18 protein-coding genes are annotated in these 26,846 nt (G+C 45.1%); 11 read left to right on the forward strand and 7 right to left on the reverse strand.

From position 1 onward, the window contains the following. Positions 1-48: 48 nt before the first annotated feature. A complete protein-coding gene (locus tag EXM22_RS03325) occupies positions 49-2,121 on the forward strand; it encodes a TRAP transporter permease (protein ID WP_149485144.1) in 2,073 nt (690 codons plus the stop codon). Between the two features lie 122 nt (positions 2,122-2,243). Further along, on the forward strand, positions 2,244-3,902 hold the full coding sequence (locus EXM22_RS03330; RefSeq protein ID WP_149485145.1) for a flagellar assembly protein A: 1,659 nt from the start codon (positions 2,244-2,246) through the stop codon (positions 3,900-3,902). A 19-nt stretch (positions 3,903-3,921) separates the two neighbouring features. Here EXM22_RS03330 and EXM22_RS03335 read toward each other — a convergent pair whose 3' ends face one another. Together EXM22_RS03335 and EXM22_RS03340 are read right to left on the reverse strand one after the other, a co-directional pair. Then, a complete protein-coding gene (locus EXM22_RS03335) occupies positions 3,922-4,809 on the reverse strand; it encodes a DMT family transporter (RefSeq protein ID WP_149485146.1) in 888 nt (295 codons plus the stop codon). Continuing rightward, positions 4,806-5,540, reverse strand: a complete 735-nt coding sequence (locus tag EXM22_RS03340; protein ID WP_149485147.1) for an RNA methyltransferase — start codon at positions 5,538-5,540, stop codon at positions 4,806-4,808. The genes EXM22_RS03335 and EXM22_RS03340 overlap by 4 nt, the downstream gene beginning before the upstream one ends. A 191-nt stretch (positions 5,541-5,731) precedes the next feature. Between EXM22_RS03340 and EXM22_RS03345 the strand changes: the two genes are divergently transcribed. Next, complete coding sequence (locus EXM22_RS03345) at positions 5,732-6,676, forward strand: DMT family transporter (RefSeq protein WP_149485148.1); 945 nt, start codon at positions 5,732-5,734, stop codon at positions 6,674-6,676. Here EXM22_RS03345 and EXM22_RS03350 read toward each other — a convergent pair. After that, positions 6,595-8,418, reverse strand: coding sequence for an HD domain-containing phosphohydrolase (locus EXM22_RS03350; RefSeq protein WP_149485149.1), 1,824 nt, complete (start codon positions 8,416-8,418; stop codon positions 6,595-6,597). The genes EXM22_RS03345 and EXM22_RS03350 overlap by 82 nt on opposite strands. A gap of 161 nt (positions 8,419-8,579) precedes the next feature. On the opposite strand from EXM22_RS03350, the gene EXM22_RS03355 reads away from it, so the two are divergent. From EXM22_RS03355 to EXM22_RS03375, 5 genes are all read left to right on the forward strand, one after another. Beyond that, positions 8,580-12,986, forward strand: coding sequence for an acyl-CoA dehydratase activase (locus EXM22_RS03355; protein WP_149485150.1), 4,407 nt, complete (start codon positions 8,580-8,582; stop codon positions 12,984-12,986). Then, positions 12,970-14,334 carry an MATE family efflux transporter gene (locus EXM22_RS03360; RefSeq protein WP_149485151.1) on the forward strand — a complete coding sequence of 455 codons (1,365 nt, stop codon included), beginning with the start codon at positions 12,970-12,972 and terminating at the stop codon, positions 14,332-14,334. The genes EXM22_RS03355 and EXM22_RS03360 overlap by 17 nt, the downstream gene beginning before the upstream one ends. Continuing rightward, a complete protein-coding gene (locus EXM22_RS03365) occupies positions 14,331-15,194 on the forward strand; it encodes an HRDC domain-containing protein (protein WP_149485152.1) in 864 nt (287 codons plus the stop codon). The genes EXM22_RS03360 and EXM22_RS03365 overlap by 4 nt, the downstream gene beginning before the upstream one ends. A gap of 231 nt (positions 15,195-15,425) precedes the next feature. After that, a complete protein-coding gene (locus tag EXM22_RS03370; protein WP_149485153.1) occupies positions 15,426-16,715 on the forward strand; it encodes a DEAD/DEAH box helicase in 1,290 nt (429 codons plus the stop codon). Between the two features lie 74 nt (positions 16,716-16,789). Beyond that, positions 16,790-19,564: a DUF1638 domain-containing protein gene (locus EXM22_RS03375; protein ID WP_149485154.1), complete on the forward strand. Its 2,775-nt coding sequence runs from the start codon at positions 16,790-16,792 to the stop codon at positions 19,562-19,564. Between the two features lie 9 nt (positions 19,565-19,573). Here the strand turns inward: EXM22_RS03375 and EXM22_RS03380 are convergent, their stop codons facing one another. Further along, on the reverse strand, positions 19,574-19,960 hold the full coding sequence (locus EXM22_RS03380) for a DUF4260 domain-containing protein (RefSeq protein WP_210411544.1): 387 nt from the start codon (positions 19,958-19,960) through the stop codon (positions 19,574-19,576). 162 nt (positions 19,961-20,122) lie between these two features. Between EXM22_RS03380 and EXM22_RS03385 the strand changes: the two genes are divergently transcribed. Continuing rightward, positions 20,123-20,344 (forward strand): hypothetical protein, encoded by a 222-nt coding sequence (locus tag EXM22_RS03385; protein WP_149485155.1) that lies wholly within the window; start codon positions 20,123-20,125, stop codon positions 20,342-20,344. Here EXM22_RS03385 and EXM22_RS03390 read toward each other — a convergent pair. Further along, complete coding sequence (locus EXM22_RS03390) at positions 20,325-21,035, reverse strand: MBL fold metallo-hydrolase (RefSeq protein ID WP_149485156.1); 711 nt, start codon at positions 21,033-21,035, stop codon at positions 20,325-20,327. The two genes, EXM22_RS03385 and EXM22_RS03390, sit on opposite strands and share 20 nt — an antisense overlap. A gap of 132 nt (positions 21,036-21,167) precedes the next feature. On the opposite strand from EXM22_RS03390, the gene EXM22_RS03395 reads away from it, so the two are divergent. Then, positions 21,168-22,112, forward strand: a complete 945-nt coding sequence (locus EXM22_RS03395; protein WP_149485157.1) for a 1-phosphofructokinase family hexose kinase — start codon at positions 21,168-21,170, stop codon at positions 22,110-22,112. 21 nt (positions 22,113-22,133) lie between these two features. Next, on the forward strand, positions 22,134-22,352 hold the full coding sequence (locus EXM22_RS03400) for a DUF3820 family protein (protein WP_149485158.1): 219 nt from the start codon (positions 22,134-22,136) through the stop codon (positions 22,350-22,352). Positions 22,353-22,368: 16 nt separating this feature from the next. Here EXM22_RS03400 and EXM22_RS03405 read toward each other — a convergent pair whose 3' ends face one another. Further along, positions 22,369-23,712, reverse strand: a complete 1,344-nt coding sequence (locus tag EXM22_RS03405) for a TolC family protein (protein WP_149485159.1) — start codon at positions 23,710-23,712, stop codon at positions 22,369-22,371. Further along, entirely contained in the window at positions 23,709-26,816 is a 3,108-nt protein-coding gene (locus tag EXM22_RS03410) for an efflux RND transporter permease subunit (protein ID WP_149485160.1), read from the reverse strand. The genes EXM22_RS03405 and EXM22_RS03410 overlap by 4 nt, the downstream gene beginning before the upstream one ends. Between the last annotated feature and the right edge of the window lie 30 nt (positions 26,817-26,846).

Genomic DNA, 26,846 nt, shown 5'->3' on the forward strand with positions numbered 1-26,846 from the left:
CTTTGTTTCCGGGCAAAGATATTTGTTTGCTAAGGAGCCTCGTGTAAAATGTTAAAAGAACTTGAAAATCAACCTAGCGATGCAGACCTGGACAAGGCTCAAAGAATTGTTGATGAAGCGGAAGGGGGAACCCGAAACGTCGAGAGCGGTATCAGTCGCTGGGTCATTCCCGTCATTGCAGCATCCTGGTCAATATTTCAATTGGCAATCTCTTCTTTTATTTTGTTGGAGAGTACACTTGTCCGGGCCATACATCTGGCCTTTGCCATCTGCCTTGTATTTCTCAGTCATCCCTTATTCAAAAAACCTAAAAAAAACCGTTTTCTCAATTACTTCGCTAAAACCGACCGCTTTACCGCGGTTGATTACATACTAGCTGGGGCTGCCACATTGTTGGCCCTTTATATCGCCATTGATTACGCCGGAATCAGTCTACGTCAGGGGATTCCTCTTGATAGAGATATAATCTTTGGATTCATATTGGTTCTCATGCTCCTGGAGGCCGCCAGACGTTCTTTGGGTCCCGCATTGCCAATTGTGGCTATCATATTTATACTTTACAGCTTTCTCGGACCATACATGCCTTCTGTTCTGGCTTTTAAGGGTGTTTCTGTTCAGAGATTTATTGGTCAGATTACCCTTTCTACTGAAGGGATTTACGGTGTTCCTCTGGATGTGTCTGCAACCATTGTTTTCCTTTTTGTTCTATTTGGAGCCATGCTGGATAAGGCGGGTGCCGGAAAATACTTTGTAGATCTGGCCTTTAGTCTTATGGGTCAATACAAGGGCGGGCCAGCCAAGGCCGCCGTTCTGGCCAGTGGACTTACCGGAATGGTCTCCGGTTCGAGTATTGCCAATACGGTAACCACTGGGACCTTTACCATTCCTCTTATGAAGAGTGTCGGATATCCCGCCTATAAGGCTGCTGCTGTGGAGGTTGCCTGCAGTACCAATGGACAGCTCATGCCCCCCATTATGGGAGCCGCCGCCTTTATCATTGCTGAATACTGTAATCTGGAGTATGTGGAAGTTATCAGAGCCGCCTTCATACCGGCTGTGGTGTCTTACATTGCTCTTATGTACATCACTCATCTGGAGGCTTCTAAGCTGGGATTAAAAGGGGTTCCAAAGTCGGACTTACCTCCTTTCTGGAAGACTTTTTTTGCAGGGATTCATTTTTTGATTCCCCTCATCTTTCTCATTATTGAACTTGTCGTGTACAGACACTCACCCGCACTGGCGGCATTCCGAGCGATCCTTGCACTGGCAGCTCTCATTTATATTCAGAATATTTACAGGGCGCATAAGAAGAATGAATCCATAAAAAAAGCGGTGAAACATGCATCCTGGCAGATCATGACATCTCTAGTCGCCGGTGGTAAAAACATGATGGGAATCGGAGTCGCCGTTGCATCTGCAGGAATTATCGTCGGAGTAGTTACCCTTGGTCTGGGTGGAATCATCACAGAAGTGATTGAAGTTCTCTCTGGTGGGAATTTTCTCCTCATACTGGTTATTACGGCCATCGCCAGCCTGATTCTGGGTATGGGTCTTCCTACCACGGCAAACTACATTGTCATGGCCTCTTTGACTGCTCCTGTGATTTTAACATTGGGTGCCAAAAATGGAATTGTTATTCCTTTGATTGCAGCGCATCTATTTGTTTTCTTCTTTGGAATTCTTGCGGATGATACACCTCCTGTAGGATTAGCTGCTTTTGCCGCCTCGGCTATTGCAAAATCTGACCCCATTAAGACCGGTATACAGGGATTCACCTATGATATCAGAACGGCCATACTTCCCTTTATGTTTATATTTAACACCGAACTTCTCCTTATTGGCGTTGATTCTGTTTTCTATGGCATTTGGATCTTTATTTCTGCTCTGATCGCCATGTTTGCCTTTGCAGGATTGACTCAAAATTATTTTTTTACCAAGAACAAGTGGTTCGAAGGTGTTTTGCTGGGCTTCTCTGCACTGACTCTACTGCGTCCCTCCTTAGTGGGAGGATGGATAGGATTATCTGCGGCCCCCAAACCTATGATCATGATGATGGGGATTTTCCTTGTGGCTCTGGTCTATATGTATCAGCGTTTGAGGGTTAGAAGATCAGCAGCCTGATTTTTGTTTAAAACCTTAGATCCCGGGTCAAAAGCCCGGGATTTTTTTATGCTCCGATTTTTTTATAAACCGAAAACAGCCCGGGTCTTGCGAGTCCCAGAGGAGTAGATTAAGATAAAATCATGTCGGACCGCATCAGTACTGATGAAAGATTCAGTCTCTATTATAGAAACGGTTATGCCGTATTACGAGTCTATCCCCCCTCATCTCCCGAGAATAGAGTTTTTGCCGAAGAGGTCATGAATCGCATGAAGATTCTGGGTATTCCCATGGTAAGAATGATCCGATTGGAGGAGATCATTGAGAGAGGGGATGGTAAAATCGAAAAATTGGTGGAATGGCCTGCCGGAGTTCATCTCTCTCCCTCCCTTCAACTGAGAATCGGGGAAGACAGAATGACAGCAGAAGTCTTTATTGAGCCTCCCAAAAGCGGCGGGGGTAAGGTCACAGAAGAACAGTTTCAGCATTTATTGGAAGATCATAAGATTTTGCATGGTGTACATAAGAATGTCATTGCCGATTGTATTGCCCACGAACGTTATAATGAGTGGATTGAAATAGCCCAAGGTACGGCTCCAATTCATGGACGGGGCGGTAAGGTTAAGTATTTTTTCAGCCGGGCTCCTGGAAAACCCTTCAGGGAGCTTCCCTTTGGACGAATTGATTTGAAAGAATTGAATTTTATTCAGTACAAAGAAGCAGGTGATGTTCTAGCCGAGCTTGAAGAACCCGTGAAGCCCCGGGATGGCAGGGATGTGACGGGTGAGACGGTCTCGGCCTCAGCTGCGGGAGAGGGCGAAACTCTCATTGCCGGAAACCTCACTGAGATTCGGGACGGAAAAATATATGCTCTTGAAAGCGGAAACGTCCGACTGGAGAAAAATGCCGTAGTTCTAGAGCCTGTGGTTACTGTCGACAATGTAGATTATCAAACAGGTAACCTCGTTTTTCAGGGTTCGGTTATCGTCAAAGGCCATGTGGCTGATGGTTTTAGTATCAAAGCTTCGGGTGATATTCAAATTGGTAAGAGTGTGGGACGGGTCACCCTTGAAACTGGCCGTAATCTTCTGCTTCAGTCTGGTATCAACGGTGATAAAGAAGGTCATCTGGAAGTGCAAGGTGATCTATATACCCGTTTCATTGAGAGCAGTTTTGTTCATGTGAAAGGATCTGCCTTTGTATCCGGAGCACTCCTTAACAGCACTGTTAAGATTGGTGGCGGTCTCATGCTCGAGGGCGGGCGCTGTGAGATTGTCGGTGGATTAACCGTGGCAAAGGGCTGGGTGAAATGCCGGAAAATTGGCAGCCTCTATGAAGCCAAAACCAATGTGGTTGTCGGAGTGAAACCGGAAGAGCTGGATGTGTTTTTTAAAATTCTGAAAGACATTGAAAAATTAAGAGAAGAACAGGACAATCTGGACAAACTGGTTCGCCATTATACAAAACTCTGTAGCTCTTCAGAGGCCACAGAATTGAATTTCAGGCAAAAGGAACAGGCCGAGGCTCAAGTGATGATGATGACCAGGAAGATTCAGGATAAATCAAAGGATCTTCAGATTATGAGAAAAGAATTGACTCCCTCAGAAGAGAGTTTTGTCCTTGCTGAAGACATGATTTACATGGGAACCAAAATCAGTTTTGGCCTGCTGGATTTTACACCCGTACAAAGAGGCGCCAGTAAGACAATCCTACAGGCCAGGGATGGTAAAATTAGGGAAACCGGCTATAACCCGGCTCAGATTCCCGAAGAGATTAAAAGACTATTACCTGGTAAAAACTAACTGTCACACTGAGTGAAAATCAATTTTTTACAGATCTGATTTCTTTGACAAAAATTCCAATAATAATGATAAAAAGACCGGCCACAGTCGTCAGGGCAATGGTTTCTTTTAAAATCAGTGAAATCCATAAAAGAGACAGAAAGGGTGAAAGATAAACCAGATGGCTGATCCGGGCCGGCTGGTCAGCCTTTGCCAGGGCCAATCCCCATATAACAAAGGTAATTCCCATTTCAAAGAGTCCCACCCAGGCGGTCCAGAGTAACACCGAGGAGTTGAGGGGCGGAAAACCAGGCGAGATCATCGGCTTTAATAGGACAAGCAGGGGAATGACCAGGAAAAAATTCCAAAACAGACTGGAACTCTCTGAGCCTGAATGCCTCTGTCCGGCCAGCCAGTAGACCGCCCAGATGACGGCACTCAATAATGCCAAAAAGATTCCCTTGAGACTGAGGGCTCCCATTTGAAAACGGTTGCCTCCTTGGCTGATAAGGACAAGTCCCGCTAGGCAGATGGCCAAAGATATAGCATCCTGTTTTGTTGGCCTTTTTTTGAGGATGGGGACAGAAAGCAGAACCAGCATGAGGGGCCAGGTATAATTGAGAGGTTGCGCAATTTGAGCCGGCAGAAGGTCATAGCTGGCAAATAGAACGAGGTAGTAGCTTCCGGGATTGAGAAGGCCGCCAAGAAGATAGATCCGAAATGTCTTCCTCGTCAAAATAAATCCTGAGAATCCCCTGTATTGTACGATCACGACGATGAATAGGAGGACAACAGACCAGATTGAGGATAACAGGAGAAGATCAAAGGGACTAAGCAGCATAAGAGATTTCTTAAAGGCTGTGGCGACTGTTGACCAGAGGATCACAGCCAAAATTGCCAGTAAGACGGCCTGTTTGTTGTTTTTCATTTTGATTCTTTGTGATTTAAATTCAAATGCTTCAGCTTCTGGAAAACTTTTTCCAGGTGGTCTGCTTCCTTCTCTGATAGAGCGGCTCTGGCAAAAATATCCCTGAAGAATAAGCGCGTATTATAACGGTCCGTCTTATCATAGTATCCGGACTCCTTGAGAGTCGACTCCACCGTATCTGCAAGGGCCTCAATTTTTAACAAAGGAACGGGAGAACGGTCCCCCAGTCCTGCTTCTGCCTGTCTGAAGAAAACATAGCACAGGAGCTGTACCGCATGAGATAGGTTCAATGAGGGATTCTTAGGGTTGCCCGGGATATGACAGGCCATCGTACAAGCAGCCATCTCATTATCACTCAAGCCGTTTTGTTCATTTCCAAAGACCAAAGCCATCTCTCCCGAACAGGTTGCCGCGGCCATAGACGCCAGTTCTTCCGGCAGGTAGGACAACTTTTTTCGGTGTTTGCCCCGCCTTCGGCTTATCCCCGCCGCCATGACTGTTTCACTGAGTGCCTCATTTAATGAGTCACAAACTCTAGCATTCTCAAAAATGGGTAGGGCATGAAGGGCCATCATCTTGACCTGACTCGTGTCAATTCCGCTCATATCGCCGACTAGAGTGAGCTTGCTGATGCCCATGTTCTCCATGCTGCGGCATACGGCGCCGATATTCAGGCTTCCCTCGGGATGGCAGAGAACTATTCTAATGCGGTTTAGAAAGCTTGTGGTCATTCTGGTATTATATAAGATTTTATATTCCGGTAAAGGCCTTATGACCTAAGTCCTAACCCTTGAAAATCCCTGTATACTGATCCCATTCTAGGAGTTTTTACCCCGTCTTGGTTGGAGAGGCAGTATTCGTCTCTTAAACCCTTTGCAATATGTATGAAATAGGGTATAGATTGCCCTAATAGGAGCTGGTAATGAAAGAAAAAAATAACCAAACAACGGCCATCATCGCCCTAAGCGTTGCCGTTATTCTCTGGGGAGGATCATTCAGCGCCATGCGGACGACACTGCTGTATTTGAATCCTATGTCTGTCATGTGGCTCAGAATGGTACTGGCCTCTCTGGTTATTCTTCCCTTTTCATCCAGACTAAGACCGCCAAAGGGGTGGAAAAAAGATATAAAATACCTCCTGCCGATGGTTCTATTTCAACCCTGCCTCTATTTTTTGCTTGAATCCAATGCCCTTCGTTTTACAACGTCTTCTCAGGCCGGTGTTATCTCTTCATTTGTACCACTCTTTGTGTCTTTAGGAGCTTGGATGTTCTTAAAGGAAAAACTGCATAAAAGAGGTATTTGGGGATTAATCCTGTCCATAAGCGGTGTTGTTGCGTTGACACTCTTAAATAAGAGCAATGAGTCGGGACAAAGGTTGATCCTTGGGAATATTATGGAAGTTGGAGCCATGGTTTGTGCTGCAGCCAATATGTTGATCATTAAAAAATTGTCATCCCGCTATAATCCCTGGACAATGACTATGATGCAATGTTTTGCAGGGGTTATTTTCTTTATGCCCGGTTTTTTCCTAATCCAGGAGCAGGGGTGGGTTCTGAACAGTCAGACCATCCTGCTTCTTCTCTATCTGGGAGCTCCGGTCAGTCTGGGTGCCTTTGGTCTTTACAATCTAGGAATGAGCCGTATGACCGCCTCGGGTGCCTCTGTGTTTATCAATCTGGTCCCTGTGGTGGCCGTCCTGGCAGGATGGATCTTATTAAACGAGTCATTGACAGCCCTGCAGATGATGGCCTCGATAGCCGTGATCCTAGGGGTTTTGCTCAGTCAACTGAGAGCTTCTTCAGAGATGAGGGAAAGGAACAGGAGTAAAAGATCTGGATCAAAAATCGATCCGCTCTGGTCCTGAAGGAAGGTATAACTTTCTTCAGGGGTAAAACCCTTGCGGTATGGACGATCTTCACTGATGGCATCATACACATCCGCCAGGGTGAGGATTCTGGCAATGAGGGGAATCCTCTTTCCTGACAATCCATCGGGGTAGCCGCTGCCATCCCATTTCTCATGATGATGCCTGACTCCCATCCTGACTTCTTCGAATCCTGGTAAGTCTTGTATGATCGTATCTCCCTTTTGCGGATGACTCTTAATGATTGTAAATTCTTCCTCAGAGAGTCTTCCAGGTTTGTCCAGGATTGCCTCTGGAATACCCAGTTTACCAATATCATGTAAGAGAGCGGCGATGCGTATATTTTGGATTTCTTCAGTATTCATGTTCAACTTTTTGCCCAGGGCGATAGACAATGATGAGACCCGTTCGCTATGTCCTGCAGTCCATCGGGATTTAGCATCGACGCTACGGGTTAGGGCCATCAGAATCCCCTTTGACATGTCCTCCCTTTGTTCCACTTCATTCATACTGCGCAGGGCTACACCAACCTGATCTGCGAGCATTCCCAGGGCTTCTCTGTCCTGATCTGAAAACTGATTCTGGGAGATAATGAGAGTCGCCATCCGTTCTTCATTGTTTAGGATAGGGATGGCAATTGTTTCTTCCTGTATCAGATCGGGAAGAAGTATGTCCTTATGAATTTCTAAATCATTGTCACTCATTTCACGGATGTCATTACTGATGTTCAGAAAGTGTTCCGGGAGGGTTTGGAAGGAAATGATCCTGCCTAGAGTAATATTTCTGTCGGGAACCAGGGCTGAAAGCACTGCTCCATCCTTACGATGGACAAACACTGCAACCGGATTTGAATCAAACTGTTCAGAAATATAGTTCGCCACTTTTTTCAGAAGATCCCTGCGGGATAGGGAAGACAGGACGGCCTTGTCTATCCTGTTCATGGTTTGCATTGAGTCAAATCGGTGTTTTAGATTTAGACTCATCTTATCCAAAGAACGGGCCAGGATGCCTATATCATCCAGGCGCTTGCTTTTGAAATGAACTTCCATATCCCCTTTTGAGAAAAGGAGGGCCTGTTCGGCCAGTTTTTGAATGGGTCTTGAAAGAGATTTTGCAAAAAAGGCCCCCAGGATGAGAGAGAGGGTGAGAACGATGGTTGTAAATGAAATAAATGTCCTTTTTTCGCTTTCTAAAAATTTTAGGAGTCCTTCCCGCTCTAATGAGACATGCAGAATGTAATACATATTGTCATTTTCAGAGGTAAGATCGAAAAAAAGTTCTTTTCTACCTTCCATTCCAATGAATATATCCGGATTATAAATGTGTTTTTTTCCTATGGCACTTTGAAGCTGGTTTTTCAGTCCTGTTGGGATTGACTCCTCTGTTTGGGGAAATCCTTGGGAGAAGAGGTTTATCCATTCTGAATCATCAGGCTTATGACTGTAGAGACTCAAACCAATCTTGTCTTTATGGTCCTGGGGTATGAGGTTGGACAGAACCCTCTTTAATTCATTTCCTACCTGAGGGGTATCAACGAAGGCTTTGTATAATAAATCCGGTTCATCCGAATCAAATAAATCCTGTAATCTTTCGGAAAACTCGCGTTTGAAGGTCTGATAAATCTCAAAAGAGCTTAAGGCTGTACTCGTCAAAAAAGACATATAACCGACAATCAGCCCAAAAAACACAAATAGGAGTGTGATTTTAAGGAATAGTAACTTGGAACCTAGACGATATTGCATCGGATCAATGTAATAATTTATGTTTTGTCATTCAAGTGTATAAGGAGCTTCTTTGAATATAGTTCTTGTAATATTTAAAAGTCATAGAGGAATTGAAAGGTTTACATCATTATTGCATTCAAGGGCATAGATTCTTTTAACAAATTCCATAAAATGGAACTATGAAAAACGAAAATAAAATTCCATTCTCTGCGAAGCTTAAGCAGAGTCAACAGATATATCCCCTGGGTCTGGATGTGGGATCTACTACGGTGAAAGTAGTTCTCCTCAGCCCGGATCAGAAAACCGTCCTGTTTCAACAGTATGAACGACATAATGCCCGTCAGCGCGAAACGGCGCTCTCCATTCTTACAAAGGTTTCGAACCAGTTTCCCCATATCCAGGTCTGTCCCGTTCTTTGCGGTAGCGGTTCCAGAGAGCTGGCTGAGGAATTGGGAGCTTCCTACCTTCAGGAAGTCGTAGCCAACTCTCTGGCAGTGCGTGATCTGTATCCTCAAACCAGGGTGGCTGTAGAGCTGGGGGGACAGGATGCTAAAATCACATTCTTCTACATGGACGAACAAAGCGGTAAACTCACCGCTTCGGACATGAGGATGAACGGCACATGTGCCGGTGGAACAGGAGCTTTTCTGGATGAGACCGCTACCCTGTTAAAGCTGGATGTAGAGGAATTAAATGGGAGTGCCGAGAAGGGCACCACCCTCTATGATATCTCAGGACGCTGCGGTGTTTTTGCCAAGACTGATATTCAGCCCCTATTGAACCAGGGAGTCTGCAAGGAAGATCTTGCTCTGTCCTGCTTTCACGCCGTAGCAAAACAGACCATCGGCGGGTTAGCACAGGGACTTGAGATTCATCCCCCTGTTATATTTGAAGGTGGGCCTCTCCATTTCAATCCTGAACTCATTCGTGTTTTTGCCACGCGACTCAACCTCAAGGAAGAGGATGTTATTATCCCCGATAATCCAGAGGCCATGATTGCCCGGGGAGCCGCCATTTCAGCCCTATCAACCTTTGAGGATGCTCCGGTTTTTGAGTTGGATTCACTCATATTGGATGAGGCCTTCACGCATGCAGATCATACAGAATTAAGCGCTGGTATTCAGCCTTATTTCAAGGACCTTAAAGAACAGGCCGAGTTTCAGGAAAGGCACGCTCTTCCGTCTCTACCGGAACTCAGTTCTTATGAGGGGCGTAGCCTCGATGTTTATCTGGGGATTGATGCCGGTTCCACAACCTCTAAGTTTGTGCTCATCGATGAGTCTGATAGACTGATCTACCGGTTTTACAGTAAGAATGAGGGAGAGCCCATTCGAGTACTGCAGAAAGGTTTATTGGATTTTAAAGACAAATGTGATCAACTTAATATTCAATTGAACATCCTTGGCGCGGGGACAACCGGGTACGGAGAGATGCTTTTTGCCAAGGCATTCAATGCAGACTACCATGTTGTAGAAACAGTGGCCCATGCCGAAGCTGCTTTGCTGTTTGAACCTGATGCTTCCTTCATTCTGGATATTGGTGGTCAGGATATGAAGGCTATCTTTTTAAATGACGGCATTGTCACCGGGATTACTCTCAACGAAGCCTGTAGTGCAGGTTGCGGCTCTTTTTTAGAGAACTTTTCTGAAAACTTGAAAATTCCAGTGGAATTGATTGCCGAGAAAGCCTTTGCATCCAAATCCCCCTCCCATCTGGGATCCAGGTGTACTGTCTTTATGAATTCATCCGTCATAACAGAGCAGAAAAATGGTAAGACACCCGATGATATCATAGCAGGACTCTGTTATTCCGTGATTGAGAATGTCTTTACTAAGGTCATTCGACTGAGCAATATGAAGGCCCTGGGTTCCAAGATCATAGTCCAGGGGGGAACATTCAGAAATGACGCGGTTTTAAGAGCCCTTGAACTCTTCACCGAAGCTGAAGTGACAAGAGCACCCTGGCCTGGTGAGATGGGAGCCATAGGAATTGCTAGACTCACAAGAAAGCATTTGTCCGAAAGGGGAAACCCTGCCAGTGGATTTTTAGACTGGAATACTCTTGAGAATTTTACTTATACCCGGCAGAGCGGAATGGTCTGTCACTTCTGTACCAATAACTGCAGCCGAACCATCATCACATTTGCTGGAGGCAACAGCTTTATAACCGGAAACCGCTGTGAGAAGGGTGAAGTTCTGGGAGACATGAAAGATCCTGATGTGAAAGAACGGATTAAAAAAATAAATTCAGAAACGAAAGACCGCCGGGATGTGTTCCGCTATAGAGAAGAGCTCTTATTTAGACCCTACGAGGGCCCCGTATTCTCACCGGCTAAGGATATGACCATTGGAATACCCCGTATATTGGATTTCTGGGAGCATTATCCCTTCTGGAATGCTCTTTTTACATCCTTGGGCTTCAAAATAAAACTGTCCTCTTCCAGTACGGTGTCCCTTTATGAAAAGGGCCTGGCGTCCATTCCATCAGACACGGCCTGTTTTCCCTCCAAACTCTCCCATGGTCATATTCAGGATCTGATCGCCGCTCAGGTCGACAGGATCTTTTTACCTTCCATGAGCCGGATGATCTCCGAAAACAAGGGAATCCATTCGGAACACTCCTGTGCCGTTCTCAAGGGCTATCCCATGGTCTTGAATATCAGTGATGAACCCCTTGAGAAGCATAACATCCCCATGGATATTCCAGTTTTTCACTGGACTGATGAAAAAGCCAGAGAAGACTCAATTATTGAATATGTGACCAGGACTTTTGCCCTGCCTGACAAACAAATCCGCCAGGCTATAGGGAAGGCTTTGGACTTTCAGGAAGCCTTCAGACAGGACCTCTTCACTGCAGGAGAGAACCTGCTGAATTCATTGGCTGAGGGTGAGTACGCCATCGTCCTGGCCGGCCGCCCCTATCATTCAGACCCTCTGATCAATCACGGTCTGTCAGACTATTTCACCCGGGATGGATTGGCTGTATTGCCCTTAGATGCCCTTCCGGGACTGCATGAAATGGACTTGAGTTCTGTGAGAGCAGAGCTCACTACCAATTATCATGTCAGAATGATGGCAGGGGCCCGTCTGGTAGCACAAAATCCCCAGCTTGAATATGTTCAGATCGTGAGTTTTGGCTGCGGTCATGATGCCATCCTCACCGATGAGATTACCAGGATACTAGGGCGTGAAGCGGATAAGAGTCCTCTGGTTCTGAAAATGGATGAGTCAGAAGTTTCCGGGCCGCTGAATATCAGGGTTAAATCTTTTATTGAGACTCTCCAACGGAAGAGAAATAAAGGTTTGAGTGCACCTAGGGAAACGGGAAAAGCCTATGAAGTAGTCTTTGAGAAGAAAGATAGAGAGAGGGTCATCCTCGTTCCCAATGTCTCCTGGGCCTTTACCCAGGTGGCAACGGCGTCCATCAGGCTTCAGGGATACAGGGTGGAAGCCATGCCTATTGCAGGAAAATTGGCTATTAGTCAGGGGAAAAAATATGTGCATAATGACATGTGTTTTCCTGCCCAGATTAATATTGGTGAGTTCCTAGCCGTGATGGAAGAGGGAAAATACCATCCCGATAATGTCGCTCTGGCCCTGGCCAAAGCACAATGTGACTGCCGTCTGGCACACTATGCCATGATGGCTCGTCAAGCCCTGGATGATGCAGGATATCCCCAGGTTCCCATCGTCACGACCGATAAAGACACGAAGAATATGCATCCCGGTTTTACGATGAATGCTTTTTTTGAACTTCGGATGCTCTGGGGCCTGATTATGACGGATATTCTGGAAGATCTCAGGCGTAAGATCAGACCCTATGAAGAAGTTCCGGGAAGTACCAATAAGCTGTTTGAAGAGTCTGTTATGAATATCTGCAATGGTTTCTCAAAAAGTATGAAAATGGCAAAAACCGCCTTCTTGAAAGCCCTTAAAGACTTTGAAACCATTCCCTATGATAGAAGCAGGCGTAAACCACGAGTCTTTATGATTGGTGAATTTCTGCTGAACTTTCATCCCGGTTCCAACAACCATATTGAAGATTATCTTGAAAAAAACGGTATGGAAGTCATCATGCCAAACCTGTTCAATAACATGCACCGCGAATACCTGCTGGAACAGGACCAGAGACATCAGTACCATGTTCGTTTCACTTTTCTACAGGGACTGATGACCGATATTTCTGAAAAATATATCCGTTCTGTTCTTAAATTTTGCGAGAAGGCTGTCTCCGGTCATCCCCTTTGGGAACCCACAGTTCCGCTGCGGGTCATTGCCGATAGAGCCCAGCACATTGTGGATAGGACTTTTACCTCCGGCGAAGGATGGATGATTCCCGGAGAAATTCTTCACCATGCAGATCATGGAGTCCATTCGTTTTTGATTCTTCAGCCTTTCGGTTGTTTGCCCAATCATGTTACCGGACGAGGGCTTGTTAAGAAAATTAAGAAGGAACATCCCCATATTCAGGTACTGGCTCTGGATTATGAACCGGATACCAGTTTTGGAAATGTGGAAAACCGTCTTCAAATGCTGATAATCAACGCCAGGGAAAGAGATAAGGGGCCCTATGAAATCAGCTCTTAAGAAGACTCTTCTTCTGGGAGTCCCTCTCTTATTTGGTCAGTTGACCCATTTTGTCCATCAGATTGCCGATTCTGTGATGCTCGGCCATTTCGGTGAAAACAGTCTCGAATTGGCCGCCATAGGAATTGCCGGATTATTTACCTGGATACTGAATACATGCCTCTGGCCGCTGTCTTCTGGCGTGCAGGCTATTGCCTCCAGGCGCTATGGCAAGCAGGATCATAACAGTGAAGCGAGTCGCCATTTTACGGGAGAAGTTCTAGACAACGGCATTATTATCTCCCTCTATGCTTCTGCCCTGGCTCTAATGCTCAGCTTTTCCGCTCCCCTGATTCTCAATTATCTTATTGAGTCTGATGAGATCATAGAGCTCTCGCTTCAGTATATCCGAATCATGCGATTAGCCCTGATTCCCACAGGTCTCTTTTTCATTCTTCAGGGATTTTTCGGAGCTGTGAACCGTACCAGGTACATCATGATTTCAGGCTTGATCAGCAATCTTTTAAATCTTCTGCTCAACTGGATTTTTATTTTCGGTTTGCTGGGACTACCTGCCATGGGCATCAGAGGTGCGGCCCTGGGAACGGTATTATCCAATTTTGTTTCCTTCCTGTATTTGACAGGAATTATTCTTTTCAAGGGGTATAAAGAGGAATACAGGCTCCTCCATTTTGATCATTTCCTGCTTCAGATGCAAAAAGATATTGTCAATGTGGCACTCCCGCCGGGTATCCAGAATATTCTGGCTTTATCTATTTTCATGGTATACCAGACCATCATAGAAAAATACTCGACAGTCTTTCTTGCGGCTACCCATAGTACCTTTGCATTTTTTAGGTTGAATAAGACTATCATAGGCGGCTTTGCCCGCTCCTCAGCCATACTCGTTGGCAATGCTTTGGGACGCAAAGATCATGAGGATGCACAGATTCTTATGAAGGTGAATGGTCTCATTGCCTTCTTTGTTGCCCTGATAGTAGCTGGATGCACCTTTTTCTTCAGAGACTTTATTGCTTCTATATTCACAAGTTCACCCGAAACCATCTCTGCGATTTCCCAGGCGCTCCTCTTCTTTCTTCCTTTCTTTTTTGTGGAAGCTCTGGGTTACTGTTTTGAAATGGTTTTTATCAATAATGGATATGGTAGATGGGTTTTATACAGTGAGTCCTTTACAAATGTGATTTTTATACTGGGAACAACCTTATTGGCTCGGCATTTCTTTCCTCTGGATATCCGTTATGCATGGTTCAGTTTCGGGCTGTACCAAATCACCCATGCAGCACTGATCATAATAGGGTATTATAGAAAGAAATGGCTCACAATCGAAATTGACAGGACGGCTTCATGATTCATTACCACTATCTGGATACTGATAATAAACTCAAAGAATATATAAGTTCTCTTCATGAAAGGAAGATTGAGAGAATCGCAGTGGACTTGGAAGGAGAATTTAACCTTCATTGCTACGGTGAACATCTCTGCCTGGTGCAAATCTATGACGGACAGGAGTATGCTCTCATAGATCCATTCAAGGTCAGAATCAATCTGATAAGGGATCTGATGGAAGACCTAAATCTTCGTAAAATTATGTATGACTGCTCCGGGGACAGAACCCTTATGTTCCGAAAATACGGTATTGCCATCAATTCTATAGAAGATCTTTTACCGGCGGCAGAGCTGCTGGATCTAGAAAAGCGGAATCTGGGGTTTGTATTAACCCATTTTTTAGGAATTCAGCCTAAGGCCAAGAAAAAGTTCCAGCAATATAACTGGATGAGAAGGCCGATTCAAAGGGAAGCCTTAGAGTATGCCCTGGACGATGTAAAGTATCTATTCGATCTGAAAATAGCCCTCCTCAAAGAGGTTGCTGCGGCCGGTTTGCTTGAAGAATATGAAAAGAAAAACCAGGAGGCTCAAAGTAGAGAGATTTCGATGAAGCCTCTACCGGGAGTTTTTAAGAAAAACAGATTTAAGAAGATGCCTTCCAAGAGCCGAGATCTTTTTAAACAACTTTTTGATCTCCGTGAAGGCTATGCTGAACAGCTGGATATGCCTCCCAACTCAGTTGTTTCAAATGAAAATATATTTGCCATATCCCAGTCACTTATGACCCCCGGTCAGATCCGTTTTTCGGGCAGAGTTCCCCGGGATATCTCTGCCAAATTGCTTGAAGAGATCAAGACTCTGGTCAGAGCCGAGAAGGAGTGAGTAGTCTTCTTTAAGGTCAAATTATTTTCTCATAAAGAGTTATAATTTAAACCAAGCAATGGCTCACGTGCTGATCTTTTTCACTTATGGGCTATCTTTGCCTGTACATTTCTTTCTCATGGTGGTATTGTCTGCACTCACATCAAATAAATTCTGGTCGGAAAAAAATTACAAATATATTTACATTGCCTGGACTGGAGCATTGAGATGCGGGCATGTTCAGGAGATACAATGACATTTACTCAATTAGGGCTTAAAGAAGAAATTCTTAAAGCAGTTCAGGAAAAGGGATATAAAGAAACCACTCCCATTCAAGCCCAGGCCATACCGGCCATCATGAAATCACGGGATGTACTCGGTGGAGCCCAGACGGGTACAGGCAAAACCGCTGCCTTTGCATTACCACTATTACATAGACTCTCTGAGTCAGAGAGAAAGGGAAAACAACCCCGGGTACTCGTGCTTACGCCCACCAGAGAACTGGCGGAACAGGTCGGAGAGAGTTTTAGGAACTACGGAAAATACGTACAACTCAAAACAACCACAGTTTACGGAGGGGTAAAAATCAACCCTCAGATTGGTACTCTTAGAAAAGGGGTCGATATACTCGTAGCAACACCGGGTAGACTATTGGATCATTTGAGTCAGAAAACGGTGAGTCTTTCTCAAATTGAGACTCTGGTTCTGGATGAAGCGGATAGGATGCTGGACATGGGTTTTATTCATGATATAAAAAGAATCATGAAACAGCTGCCCCAGCAGAGACAAAACCTGCTTTTTTCTGCCACTTACAGTAAGGACATCCGAAAATTATCCGACGGAATACTCAATAACCCCGTTTCTGTCGAAGTTGCCGCCAGGAACACCGCGGCTGAGATGGTGGACCAATCCATATACAAAATTGATAAAAGACAGAAGAGGTTCCTTCTATCCCACCTCATCAAAGAGGAAGCCTGGTTTCAGGTCCTTGTTTTTGTAAGGACAAAACACGGAGCTAACCGTCTGGCGAAGCAATTGGCCTCAGAGGGTATTTCAACGGCTGCTATTCATGGTGACAAGAGTCAGAATGCTAGGATAAAGGCTCTGGAAAGTTTTAAGAAAGGTGATTTGCAGGCCCTTATAGCCACCGATGTTGCCGCCAGAGGTATTCACCTGGAAGGTCTGAGTCATGTTGTGAACTTCGATTTGCCCCAGCAGCCTGAGGACTATGTACACCGTATTGGCAGAACGGGCCGGGCCGGAAAATCAGGATCGGCGATTTCCCTGGTCTCTTCCGATGAGAAGGGGATGCTCCAGAGGATAGAACTCCTCCTTAAAAAAAGTATACATGTGAAAACCTGTACCGATTTTGTTCCAGCTGAACTGGCTCCTGTTCACTCCTCACCAGCCAGATCATTTCGTGGACCGAGACAGGGAACAGGACGGAATTATTATCAGTCTGGAGATCATTCTCGTGACGGAGCTCCCAGGCAAGGACGGAGCAGAGCCAGGAAAGCTGGCAGCAGTTCTTTCTCAAGATAATACAAAAAGATCATAATTTATCCCAATGAAGCAGGCTTTTGCAGTGGTATGATGTTGTCAATCAAGAGGATAGAATGAGAACATATTGTATTGCCTGCGCTGTCTTTCGAAAGGATCTTGAACAGATAATTCCCACTCTCCCGGATAAGCCATTTGTGCTTTATCTGGAGGGAGGGCTTCATACAGAACCCGATCTTCTCAGAAAAGAATTGCAGATAGCCATAGATAATGTACCCGATGATTATGACAGAATCGTCCTCATGTACGGAGTCTGTGGTAAAGGGATTGTCGGTTTAAAGTCTTCTCGTCATACAATGGTCATACCCCGGGTTCATGACTGTATCAGTCTCTTCCTCGGAGGAACGAAAGAGTACCGTAAACAGTTTTCACACAAACCGGGAACCTACTATATTTCTCCGGGCTGGTATGAAGAACAGGTTCAGCCCCGGGGTAAAGCCAAGAGAAATCCCGCTCAGATTCCCGGTGAATATGCAGATACTCTGGACAAAAATGTCTTAAAGGAACGATTCGGAGAGGATAATTCTGAGGCTGTCTCTCATTTTTTTGACGCTTGGAAAAAAAACTATACCCGGGCTGTCTTCATAGACACAGGTTGTGGAGATAAACAAAAGTATGCCGATTATGCCCGTTCCATGGCAAAGGAGAACGGCTGGGAGTATACCAAGCTGAAGGGGTCTCATAATCTGATCCTTCAATGCTTTTCTCCTCATCCTAACAAGGGTGAAGATGAAGTACTGGTTGTTCCTCCCGCTAGGGAAATTATCTTTGATTCCCCATCAGGATTAATACACTTTGCTTCACCCGAAGCGGATCGTCTTAAGGGCAGTCATAGAATCATTGTTAAGAATCATATAGAGGAATCAGCCTCAAAAAATCAAACTCCAGAATCAAAATCGAAGTTAGGCCTGGGGATCGATGCGGGTGGCACCTTTACAGATGCAGTCCTTTATGACTTCGATTCACAGAAAATCCTCGGCCGTTCAAAGGCTCTGACCACAAAATGGAAATATTCAGAAGGTATCATGAACGCTGTCTGCCAGCTACCCGGAGAATATTTAAAAAAAGTGGATCTCGTTTCCTTATCTACGACCCTGGTTACAAATGCCATTGTGGAGTCAAATACCTATCCTGTAGGGCTTTTTCTAATGCCTCTAGGGAATACTCTCCCCGATACATTGAGCCATACACCCACGGCGGTGATTAAGGGACGCATGACCATCGAAGGGACGATCACAGAAAATATTGATCCTGAAGAAATAGAAAGACTCTCTCACAAAATGATTGATGATCAGGGGGTCCAGGCCTTTGCTGTCTCGGGATATGGCGGGTCTATCAATCCCCATCTGGAGCTGCAGGTCAAATCCCTTTTGAGAAAGTGTACGGGGCTGGATGTCTGCTGCGGACATGAACTCTCGGGAACTCTGAATTTCTATGTCAGGGCTCATACGGCCACACTAAATGCCGGTGTGATTCCCATCATGGTTGAATTTTTAGATGAGATGAAGACCGCCTTAGCCAGGGCCGGCGTACAGGCTCCCTGCCTTGTGGTAAAAGGGGATGGATCGGTGATGACCGGCTCTTATGCCAGTGAGTTTCCTGTTCAGACGGCTTTATCGGGCCCAGCCGCCAGTATGGCGGGAGCCAAATTTCTAACAGGTCTTAAAGATGCACTGGTTGTTGATGTGGGGGGTACGACATCGGATATCGGCTTTCTCGAACAGGGAGAGGTCGCGGTCTGTGAGGAGGGGGCATCCATAGCTTCTAGAAGAACTCATATCAAAGCCGTGAATATGCTTACGACAGGTCTGGGCGGTGACAGTGCTCTTGTTTTTGAAAGACAGCAGTGGACCATTGGACCGGGAAGAATCACTCCCTTCTGCTGGCTGAGCGCCCAATTTGATTTGAGAGAGAGTCTTGACCGGGCTGAAAAGATTTCGGGGAGTGATGAGTCTTCCCTTCCTCTTCAATGGCTTTATAAAACAGAGAAGAAACCCGATTTCCCTCTGACCCGGCAGGAGCTATCCTTGATGGATCTTCTTGAGAAGGGACCGGCTCTGATTTCGGAAATCAGCAGAGAACTCTCACAGGGTGTATGGAAATTATTGAAAACAGAGAGGCTGGAAAAGGCATATTGTATTCAAAGAGCCGGGCTGACACCTACTGACCTGTACCATCTTATGGGTTTGCTTAAACTCTGGCCTGCTGAGGAGATCGGGCGCTACTTTGGTCTGATTCTCAGATTGCAAAATGAGTCATCAGGGGCGGTGATTAAGATGCTGTTGCATCAAATCAGTCGTCAACTGGGATTTGCTATCTTAGAAAAAATTTTCCCAGAAGCATCGGTTTCTCCGGAAATTTACAATTTGATCCTGGAAAGAGGGAATGAGAGTCTGTCTCTCATTCCCGATCTGAAAACATCTGTTATTGGGCTAGGAGCACCTGCAGCTCTGATGCTGAATGAGGCTGTTGTTCTCCTGGGTGGCGAGCTTATCGTGCCTGAAAATGGAGATGTTGCCAATGCACTGGGAGCGATCACAAGCGAAGTCAAGGTTAGCTCTTCGGCATCCATTTTACCCACATCGGAGGGAAACTTCCGTATTATTGGATTAGAAAGTTTTGCTGACTTTGAGTCTCTGGAAGAAGCCGAAGAGCTTTGTCTAGAAAGTTTGGCTGATAAGACCAGAAGGATTGGACGGAAAGCAGGCACAAGCCAAAAGAGGGTTACGATTCACATTGATGATAAAACTGCATTGTCTTCCTCTGGAGACATTCTGTTCCTGGAAAGATCCTTTGTCTCATCACTGAAGGGTGCCCCTGATTTAATTTGATAACAAGACTCATTCCTCAGCGTTCTCTTGATTTTCTCCAATGGTGCCAAGGTGGGTGTCTTTGAAACCACTGGGATGTTTTAGGCCGTATCCAAAAAATCTATCCATAGAAGAGTGGGCAAACAGGATTAAACCGGCCAGAGCCAGATAGGGACTGACCAGAAGAACTCCGCCTATGTAGAGAATGAGGGCAATTCCTCTGTGGTGAATGAAGTTATAAATATAGGAGCCTGTTACGGCATTGATCATATATCCCAGTATGCTGATATCAGGAATAATCAGTAACAGAGGGTAAACCCACCAGGGAAAGGGGAGTAGAGAAAAGAGGTAGATCGTCAAAATAAAGAAACCTAGCTCTTCCAGTCTTAACAAATGTTCCATAGATCTGTTTTTCATTTTGGACTCCTCAATCATTAGCAATCTTCTGATTCTTTAAGTTTAATGAATTTTTAGACCAAAAGGTTGATATTTGGATAAAAAAGTCCTTGACCAATGGGCTCTCTCCTATTGAGAATGGTGAAGTGATTTTTAAAGTAAAATATTTAAGGTGAAACTCGAATGGGTGAATGTGAATTTATTGAATTTTGTCCCTTTTTCAATGATAAGCTTGAAAATAAACCGGATAAGATTGAAGAGATGAAAGAAAAATACTGCAAATCTAATAATTTGAACTGTGCCCGGTATATGGTTGCAAATGCTTTAGGAAAAGAGTTTATGCCCCTAGAGCTATTTCCCCATGAGAAACAGAGGGCCTACTTGGTTATTGCTGAAAACGGCTGAACCTTTCCCGAAATTGGGGGGATGCTTCCTTTGGAATGCCTTTTCCATGGGAGAATAAAGCCATTGAAATATTCATGTTTCCCAGCATTTTTAAGGTTTGGATTCCCAGATTCAAGTCTTCAAACAGGAGGGGATATCCCGGTTTTTTTCCTCCCCAGGCCGCATCTCCTGTTATTAGTATGTTCTGTTCCTTTTGTAATAAAAAACTGACATGTCCAATTGTATGCCCAGGGCTGAACACCACTCTAATGCCGCCGCCGATGGCTAAGAAATCTCCATCACTGAGTCTTACATCAACAGTCGTACCCATGATTCTTTTATCTTTGTTCATCTTGAGAATTAGGGGAACCGATATTTGACTCATCAGGCTGGGAGCCGGGACACAATCTCTTAAAATCTTACCCTCTTCTATGGCATTGGCTTCCAGATTATGGGCGTAAACCAGGGCCGATGTTTTTTCTTTTAGATCGTGGAGGCTGCCTGTATGATCGCTATGGAGATGGGTGATTAGTATATGTTTGAGCCTGGAAGAATCTAGGGCCGCCTTGTCTATGGCACGAAGGATGGCTTCAGCCTTTCCCTTAATCCCCGTATCTATAAGGACAAGATCCCTTCCATTATCAATGAGAAAGGCCTTTATCATACCCATTGATAATTCATACAGGTTTTCTGTACGCTGGATTAACTTCATGATTTCACCTCTTTTTGAAACCAAAGAATAGTTCCTTTACTCTAGAATCACCAGAGAGAAAGGCACAATCAATGAGATAAATGGGTCCTTTTATTGACAGGGTATCCTTCATCTTCTAACGTTGTGGATATTATGAAACGAATACTGACAGTCACGCTCAACCCTGCCATTGATTACACTTTGGTCGTGCCGGATTTCGCCAGGAATGCTGTCAATCGGGCCAGGGCCGTGAGACGGGATCCCGGAGGGAAAGGCATCAATGTGGCGACAGCTCTTTCCCAGGGTGGATTTGAAACCCAGGTCACCGGATTTTTGGGTAGGACCAATTCACTGATCTTTAATAATCATTTTAAAGACAATTCAATGAGGGATTCCTTCCTGTATCTTGAAGGTTCAACTCGGGAAGGCATCAAGGTCGTTGATCCCATACAAAGAGAAACGACAGATATCAACCTCGATGGTTTTTTCATTACAAACAGTGATATTGACAGACTGAAGAATCAATTTCAGGATCTTCTGACTGGGGTAGATTATGTTGTGCTTTCCGGAAGTCTGCCTCCGGGAGTCTCTAAGGGGATATATGCAGATATGGCCTGTATGGCCTCTCAGGCGGGAGCGTTTGTAGCCGTTGATACCAGTGGTGAGGCCCTGCAGCTTGCCATTGAATCGGGATCTGTTCATTTAATCAAACCAAATATGGAGGAGCTTGGGGCTCTCTACAGCGAGCTGTCTGATGCTGAAGATATTATGGCAGGGGTGGAGATTCTGAGCCAAAGGCTTTTAAAAACTGTCCAGATGGTGGCTTTATCCCTGGGGCGAGAAGGAAGTCACCTCTATACCCGCCAGGCCAGGTATGAAGCCAATGCTCCCATTGTTGATGTGAAGAGTACTGTCGGAGCGGGAGACACATTCCTGGCGGGACTCATAGCCGGTTTGGCTTCTGGGAAAAATGATGCCCATTCTTTGGCTCAGGGGGTGTGCTGGGCCGCCTCAACATTAACGATGATCGGTCCGGGCTTATCAAAAACAGAGCCGCCTGAATCTTTTTTAAACCATACGCTTGTTTCAAAACTATGAACATATGTTATATTGCCTCTGATGGAAACAGATGAAAACATAGAATTCCTGAGAGAACTAGCCCAAACTAAAATGCCATTTGGAAAATACGCCGGCCGGTACCTGGTTGATCTTCCCGAAGCCTATGTACTCTGGTTCAAGGCCAAGGGCTTCCCAAAAGGCAAATTGGGTTTGCAGCTGGAGTCCCTTCTGGAAATCAAGTTAAACGGCTTGGAAGGCTTGGTCCGAAAAATAAGATAGTCTCGGAATCGGGTATTCAGTAGGGTAGTTTATCTCCCTCTCCGATGGCCTGCTGCCATTGAAAGTAACTGTCCAGATAATCGTATATGGCAGAATAGTAATTGAGCTGGGCACCCGACAGGTTTAATCGTGCATCCTTTAGATCAAGTTGGGTAGCTAGTCCGTTCAAAGAGGAAATCTCCATAATATTATAGGCTTTAACAGCCGTTTCTAAAGTTGTTTCTGCTGAAATGATTCTGGATGAGGACTCATCCAGGAGCAGCTGGAGATTGTTAATCTGCGTCTGTATCTCATCCTGCTTTTTAATCAGGCTGACCTGTGATCTTTCTTTTTCAAGTCGTACCTGCTCCATTTTGGCAAAACGGCTTCCTCCATAATAGATTGGAACGGTGAGGGATAAACCAGCCTGTAACAATCCTGTTCCATCATCGAATTCAAATGAATCACTAGACGCTGTCCATCCGTAACCCAAGCTGGCCGAAAGGGATGGATAGAATTCTGCTCTTGTGGCACTTATGTTAATTTCTCTCAGAGTCAACTCTCCCCGCATGGCCTGATAATCCGGTCTTGAGCTCAAAATCTCACCCATTTGAATGTCCTTAACGGCTGATGGAGTCGTGGAAAGCGTATCGGTCAGTATCACTTCTTCTTCTGTGTTGATGCCGGCAAGAAATTTTAGATTTGAAAGGGCAATGTCTCTGTTTCTCTCTGCTTTGGTTTCTTCAGGGATGTTGATTTTCCAGTTCACCTCAGCCTGGAGGACATCCAGTTCTGAGGCCAGTTCATTGTCATATTTTTTCTGAATCTCTAAATATGTGTCATGAGCATTCTGCTGGGTGGCCGCTTTTACCTTATATACCTCATCCAGAAGAACAGTCTGATAGTATAGCTGTTTGGCTGCAGTCAGCACTCCTTGCCGGCTGGCTTCATAAATTGTCTCTGTCATCGCGCGATACTGCCGGCTGGCTTCAAGGGCCTTGAACACTTTCATATCAAATAAGAGCTGTTGCACCCCTATGCTGAGGGACACATCGTTTTTGCTGTTGTAGGGGACATCTGCATAATAGAGATCATACATACCCGTATCGGCATTGATTGTGGGGATAGCTCCTGCCGCATAGGGAATTGTTATTTCATTAAAGTTCCTGTCATAAGTGGCGCCGGCGGCTATCATGGGTTTTGTCTGAGACCGGACCAGTTTGTCTTGTACATCTGCCAGTTCCTGGTCAATGTTGGCCAGGTACAAATCCTTGCTATTCTCTTCTACAAGTTTCATATACTCTTCCAAACTGAGGTCCAAGGCACTCAATTGTAGGATAGACAGGGTTATCATCATGAGAGGGATTAAGTATTTTTTCATTGTGGTTCTACCTTTTTAGATTTCTTCATGGCTTTTTTCAGTTTCTTCTCTTCTTTGCCGAATTCAAGTGCGTTTTCAATGGCAGGTATGACAAAGAGGGTCAAAAAGGTCGCTGCTACTAGTCCGCCGATGCTGACAAGTCCCATGGGTTGTCTCATTTCTGCACCGGAACTGCCAATTCCCAAAGCCATGGGCAGCATACCCAGGATCGTGGCAATATTGGCCATAAGTATAGGTTGGAGTTTGGTGGGACAGGCTTCCAGAAGGGCCGTACGGACATCCTTGCCAGCTGCCCGTAACTGGTTGGTGTATTCTAGAATCAGGATCGCATTATTCACAACCATACCGACGAGCATGACGACGGCCATCATGGAGATCATATTCATTGAAAAGCCTCCTAGGAGGAACAGTGCGACGACTCCAATCAGAGAGAGGGGAACCGTGGAGAGAATCAAGAGAGGCTGTCCCACCTTCTCAAGAACTCCGGCTAAGAGCATATAGGTCAATACTATGGCGATGATGAAGGCAAAACCCATTCGGCTTATGGTTTCATTCATCATGTCTGCGTCGCCACCCCATTTTATCTTGACCTTATTTTGAAGAACTTCATCGGCTATTTCATCAATGCTTCCTGTAATTGTCCCTAAAACAGCACCGGGCAATAAGTTGGCCGTTATTTCCACTGAGCTTTGTTTGTCTATTCTTAGGAGTTTATTGACTCCTTCTTCAACTTGTATCTCCGTAAAATAGGAAAGAGGATAGGTGCCGTTCCTGGTGGAAACGGGTATATTTCTGATACTCTCATAGCTGGAGACTTCAGTGTCTGCCAGGGTGACACGGATATTGTATTCACGAGAATCCGCCTTCATTTGTGTCATGACGATGCCATCAATGGCACTCCTCATGCTCATGGCAAGATCTTGTATCGTGACCCCCATCTCTGAGAGATTTTGTCTGTTTGGGAGGAGTGTTATCTCCGGTTTTCCTGATTTCAAACTGGAGTTTATTCCCGTTACTCCTGGTATTAAGGCCATTTTCTCTTTGATAAGAGTCGTATAATTTCTCAATTCATCCAGATCATTACCCTGTAGATAAAAGGCTACGGGAGCACTGCCGCTACCCATGCCGCTCGCAGCATTGGTTCTAATAACAGCCCCGGGAATATCGCTCAATTCTGCACCAATTTTTCCGGCAATTATGATATTGTTCTGCCTCAGATCCTTGCTGATAAGCTGTAAATCCTGTTTTGCCAGATTGGTTCCCGAATCCATGGTGGACAAACTTCCCAGGTTTGTGACGATCTGTTTCACTTCGGAGAACCGGGAAATCCTGTCCTCTATCTTTTTCAGAGTTGCCCCAGTCTGTTCTAATGATGCATCTTCGGAAAGTTCAACTTCAACCGTGACAGAACCGCTGTCCATGGCGGGTGTAAACTCAAATGGAATGATTGTAAAAGCCGCCATGGAGGCTACAAAGAGCAGTAGGGTTGCCAAGATCAGCAGTGTGCTCCTCAGCCGGTTATGGAGGATCTTTTCAAGCAGAAAAGCATATCCTTTTTCTAGTGTGGTGAAAAAATCTTCAATTTTTTGAGAGATTTTGTTCTTCTTTTTCTCTGTTTCAGGAAGCAATAGGGAGGCGAGCATGGGTGTCAAAGTAAAGGATATGAGGAGGGAGAAGAGGGTGGCAATGACGACTGTGATTGCAAAGTCTCCGATGAATATCCCGATGATTCCTCCCATGGTCCCAAGGGGTAGAAAAACGCAGACATTGGTTAGTGTCGAGGCAATGACAGCGACAGTGACTTCCGCAGTACCCGAAGAGGCCGCTTTTTTCCGGGAATGACCCATATCCTTATGCCTGAATATGTTCTCCAGAACAACAACAGAGTTCATGACAAGAACCCCGACGGAGGTGGATAGTCCCATAAGGGACATCAGATTCAGGCTAATCCCCATCTGGTCCATGACAATAAAGGTGGGAATGATGGATAGAGGCATGGATATGGCGACAATTAGTGTGGATCGAAAGTCATGGAGGAAAAAGAGCAGAATACCTGCGGTGAAGAGAATTCCCAAAAGAATATTATTGAGAGTATCGTTGACTGTGTCTTGAATATAAACAGAATCATCCATGGTAATATTCAGATTCACACTCTCGGGAAGCAGATCCTGAAGTTCTCCCAGAATGGTTTTTACATCTTGTGCCACATTGACCGGATTTCCTTCAGGAGACTTGATAATGCTCAGAAGAACTGCATTTTCCTGTCTCAGTCCCTCTTGGGTGTTGAAGTAGGTTACTCTTTGGCGGATATCCTCGGAGGAAGGATTTATGTTGGCCACTTGTCCCAGCATCCTCATCCCAGAAGCGGTGGGAATCATCATTGTTTCCAGCTCATCAGTACTGGATATCTCTCCTTTCATGTTGACAGAATAATCCTGCCCCTGATTCTGAAAGTTACCACCAGGCATATCCATATTGGCATAAGCCAGTATCCCGGCAATTTGGGTTAGATTTAATGAATTTTCATAGACGGTCTTATTATCAAATTCAACACGAATTTCGCGCTCAAAACCACCTAATACATCCACATTCCCCACTCCCTGAATCTGCGAGATCCTGTCCTTTACGGTGGTATTGGCCAGGTAAAACAGTTCTGTGGGTTCAATGTCTCCACTTATGAGAAGCTCTATTACCGGAGACGCGGCAATATCAATCTTACTCATAATCGGATCATCAGCGCTGTCTGGAAGCTTGTTTGTTATTGCATCTACCTTCTCTTTGACATCCTGAAGGGCAACATCTGTAGATTTCTCCAGTTCAAATTCAAGGATGATGATGGACACACTATTCAAACTGTAGGATTGAATTGACTTGAGTAGGCTGATGGAGCTGACTTCATCTTCAATTTTTTTCGTTATTAGATTTTCAATTTGTTCCGGAGCCGCACCGGCATAAACCGTCTGGATTGTAATATAGGGAATTTCGGCATCGGGCATGAGGTTCAAGGGTAGGTTCATAAATCCTAAGATTCCAAATAGGAGTAAGGCGACCATAACCATCGAAATGAGAACCGGTCTTTTAATGGATAAATCGGATAAAAACACGAGTATTCCTCCTGTGTTGTTCTAAATTAA

Origin of the sequence: Oceanispirochaeta crateris (genome assembly GCF_008329965.1) — a bacterium.
GTDB lineage: Bacteria > Spirochaetota > Spirochaetia > DSM-2461 > DSM-2461 > Oceanispirochaeta > Oceanispirochaeta crateris.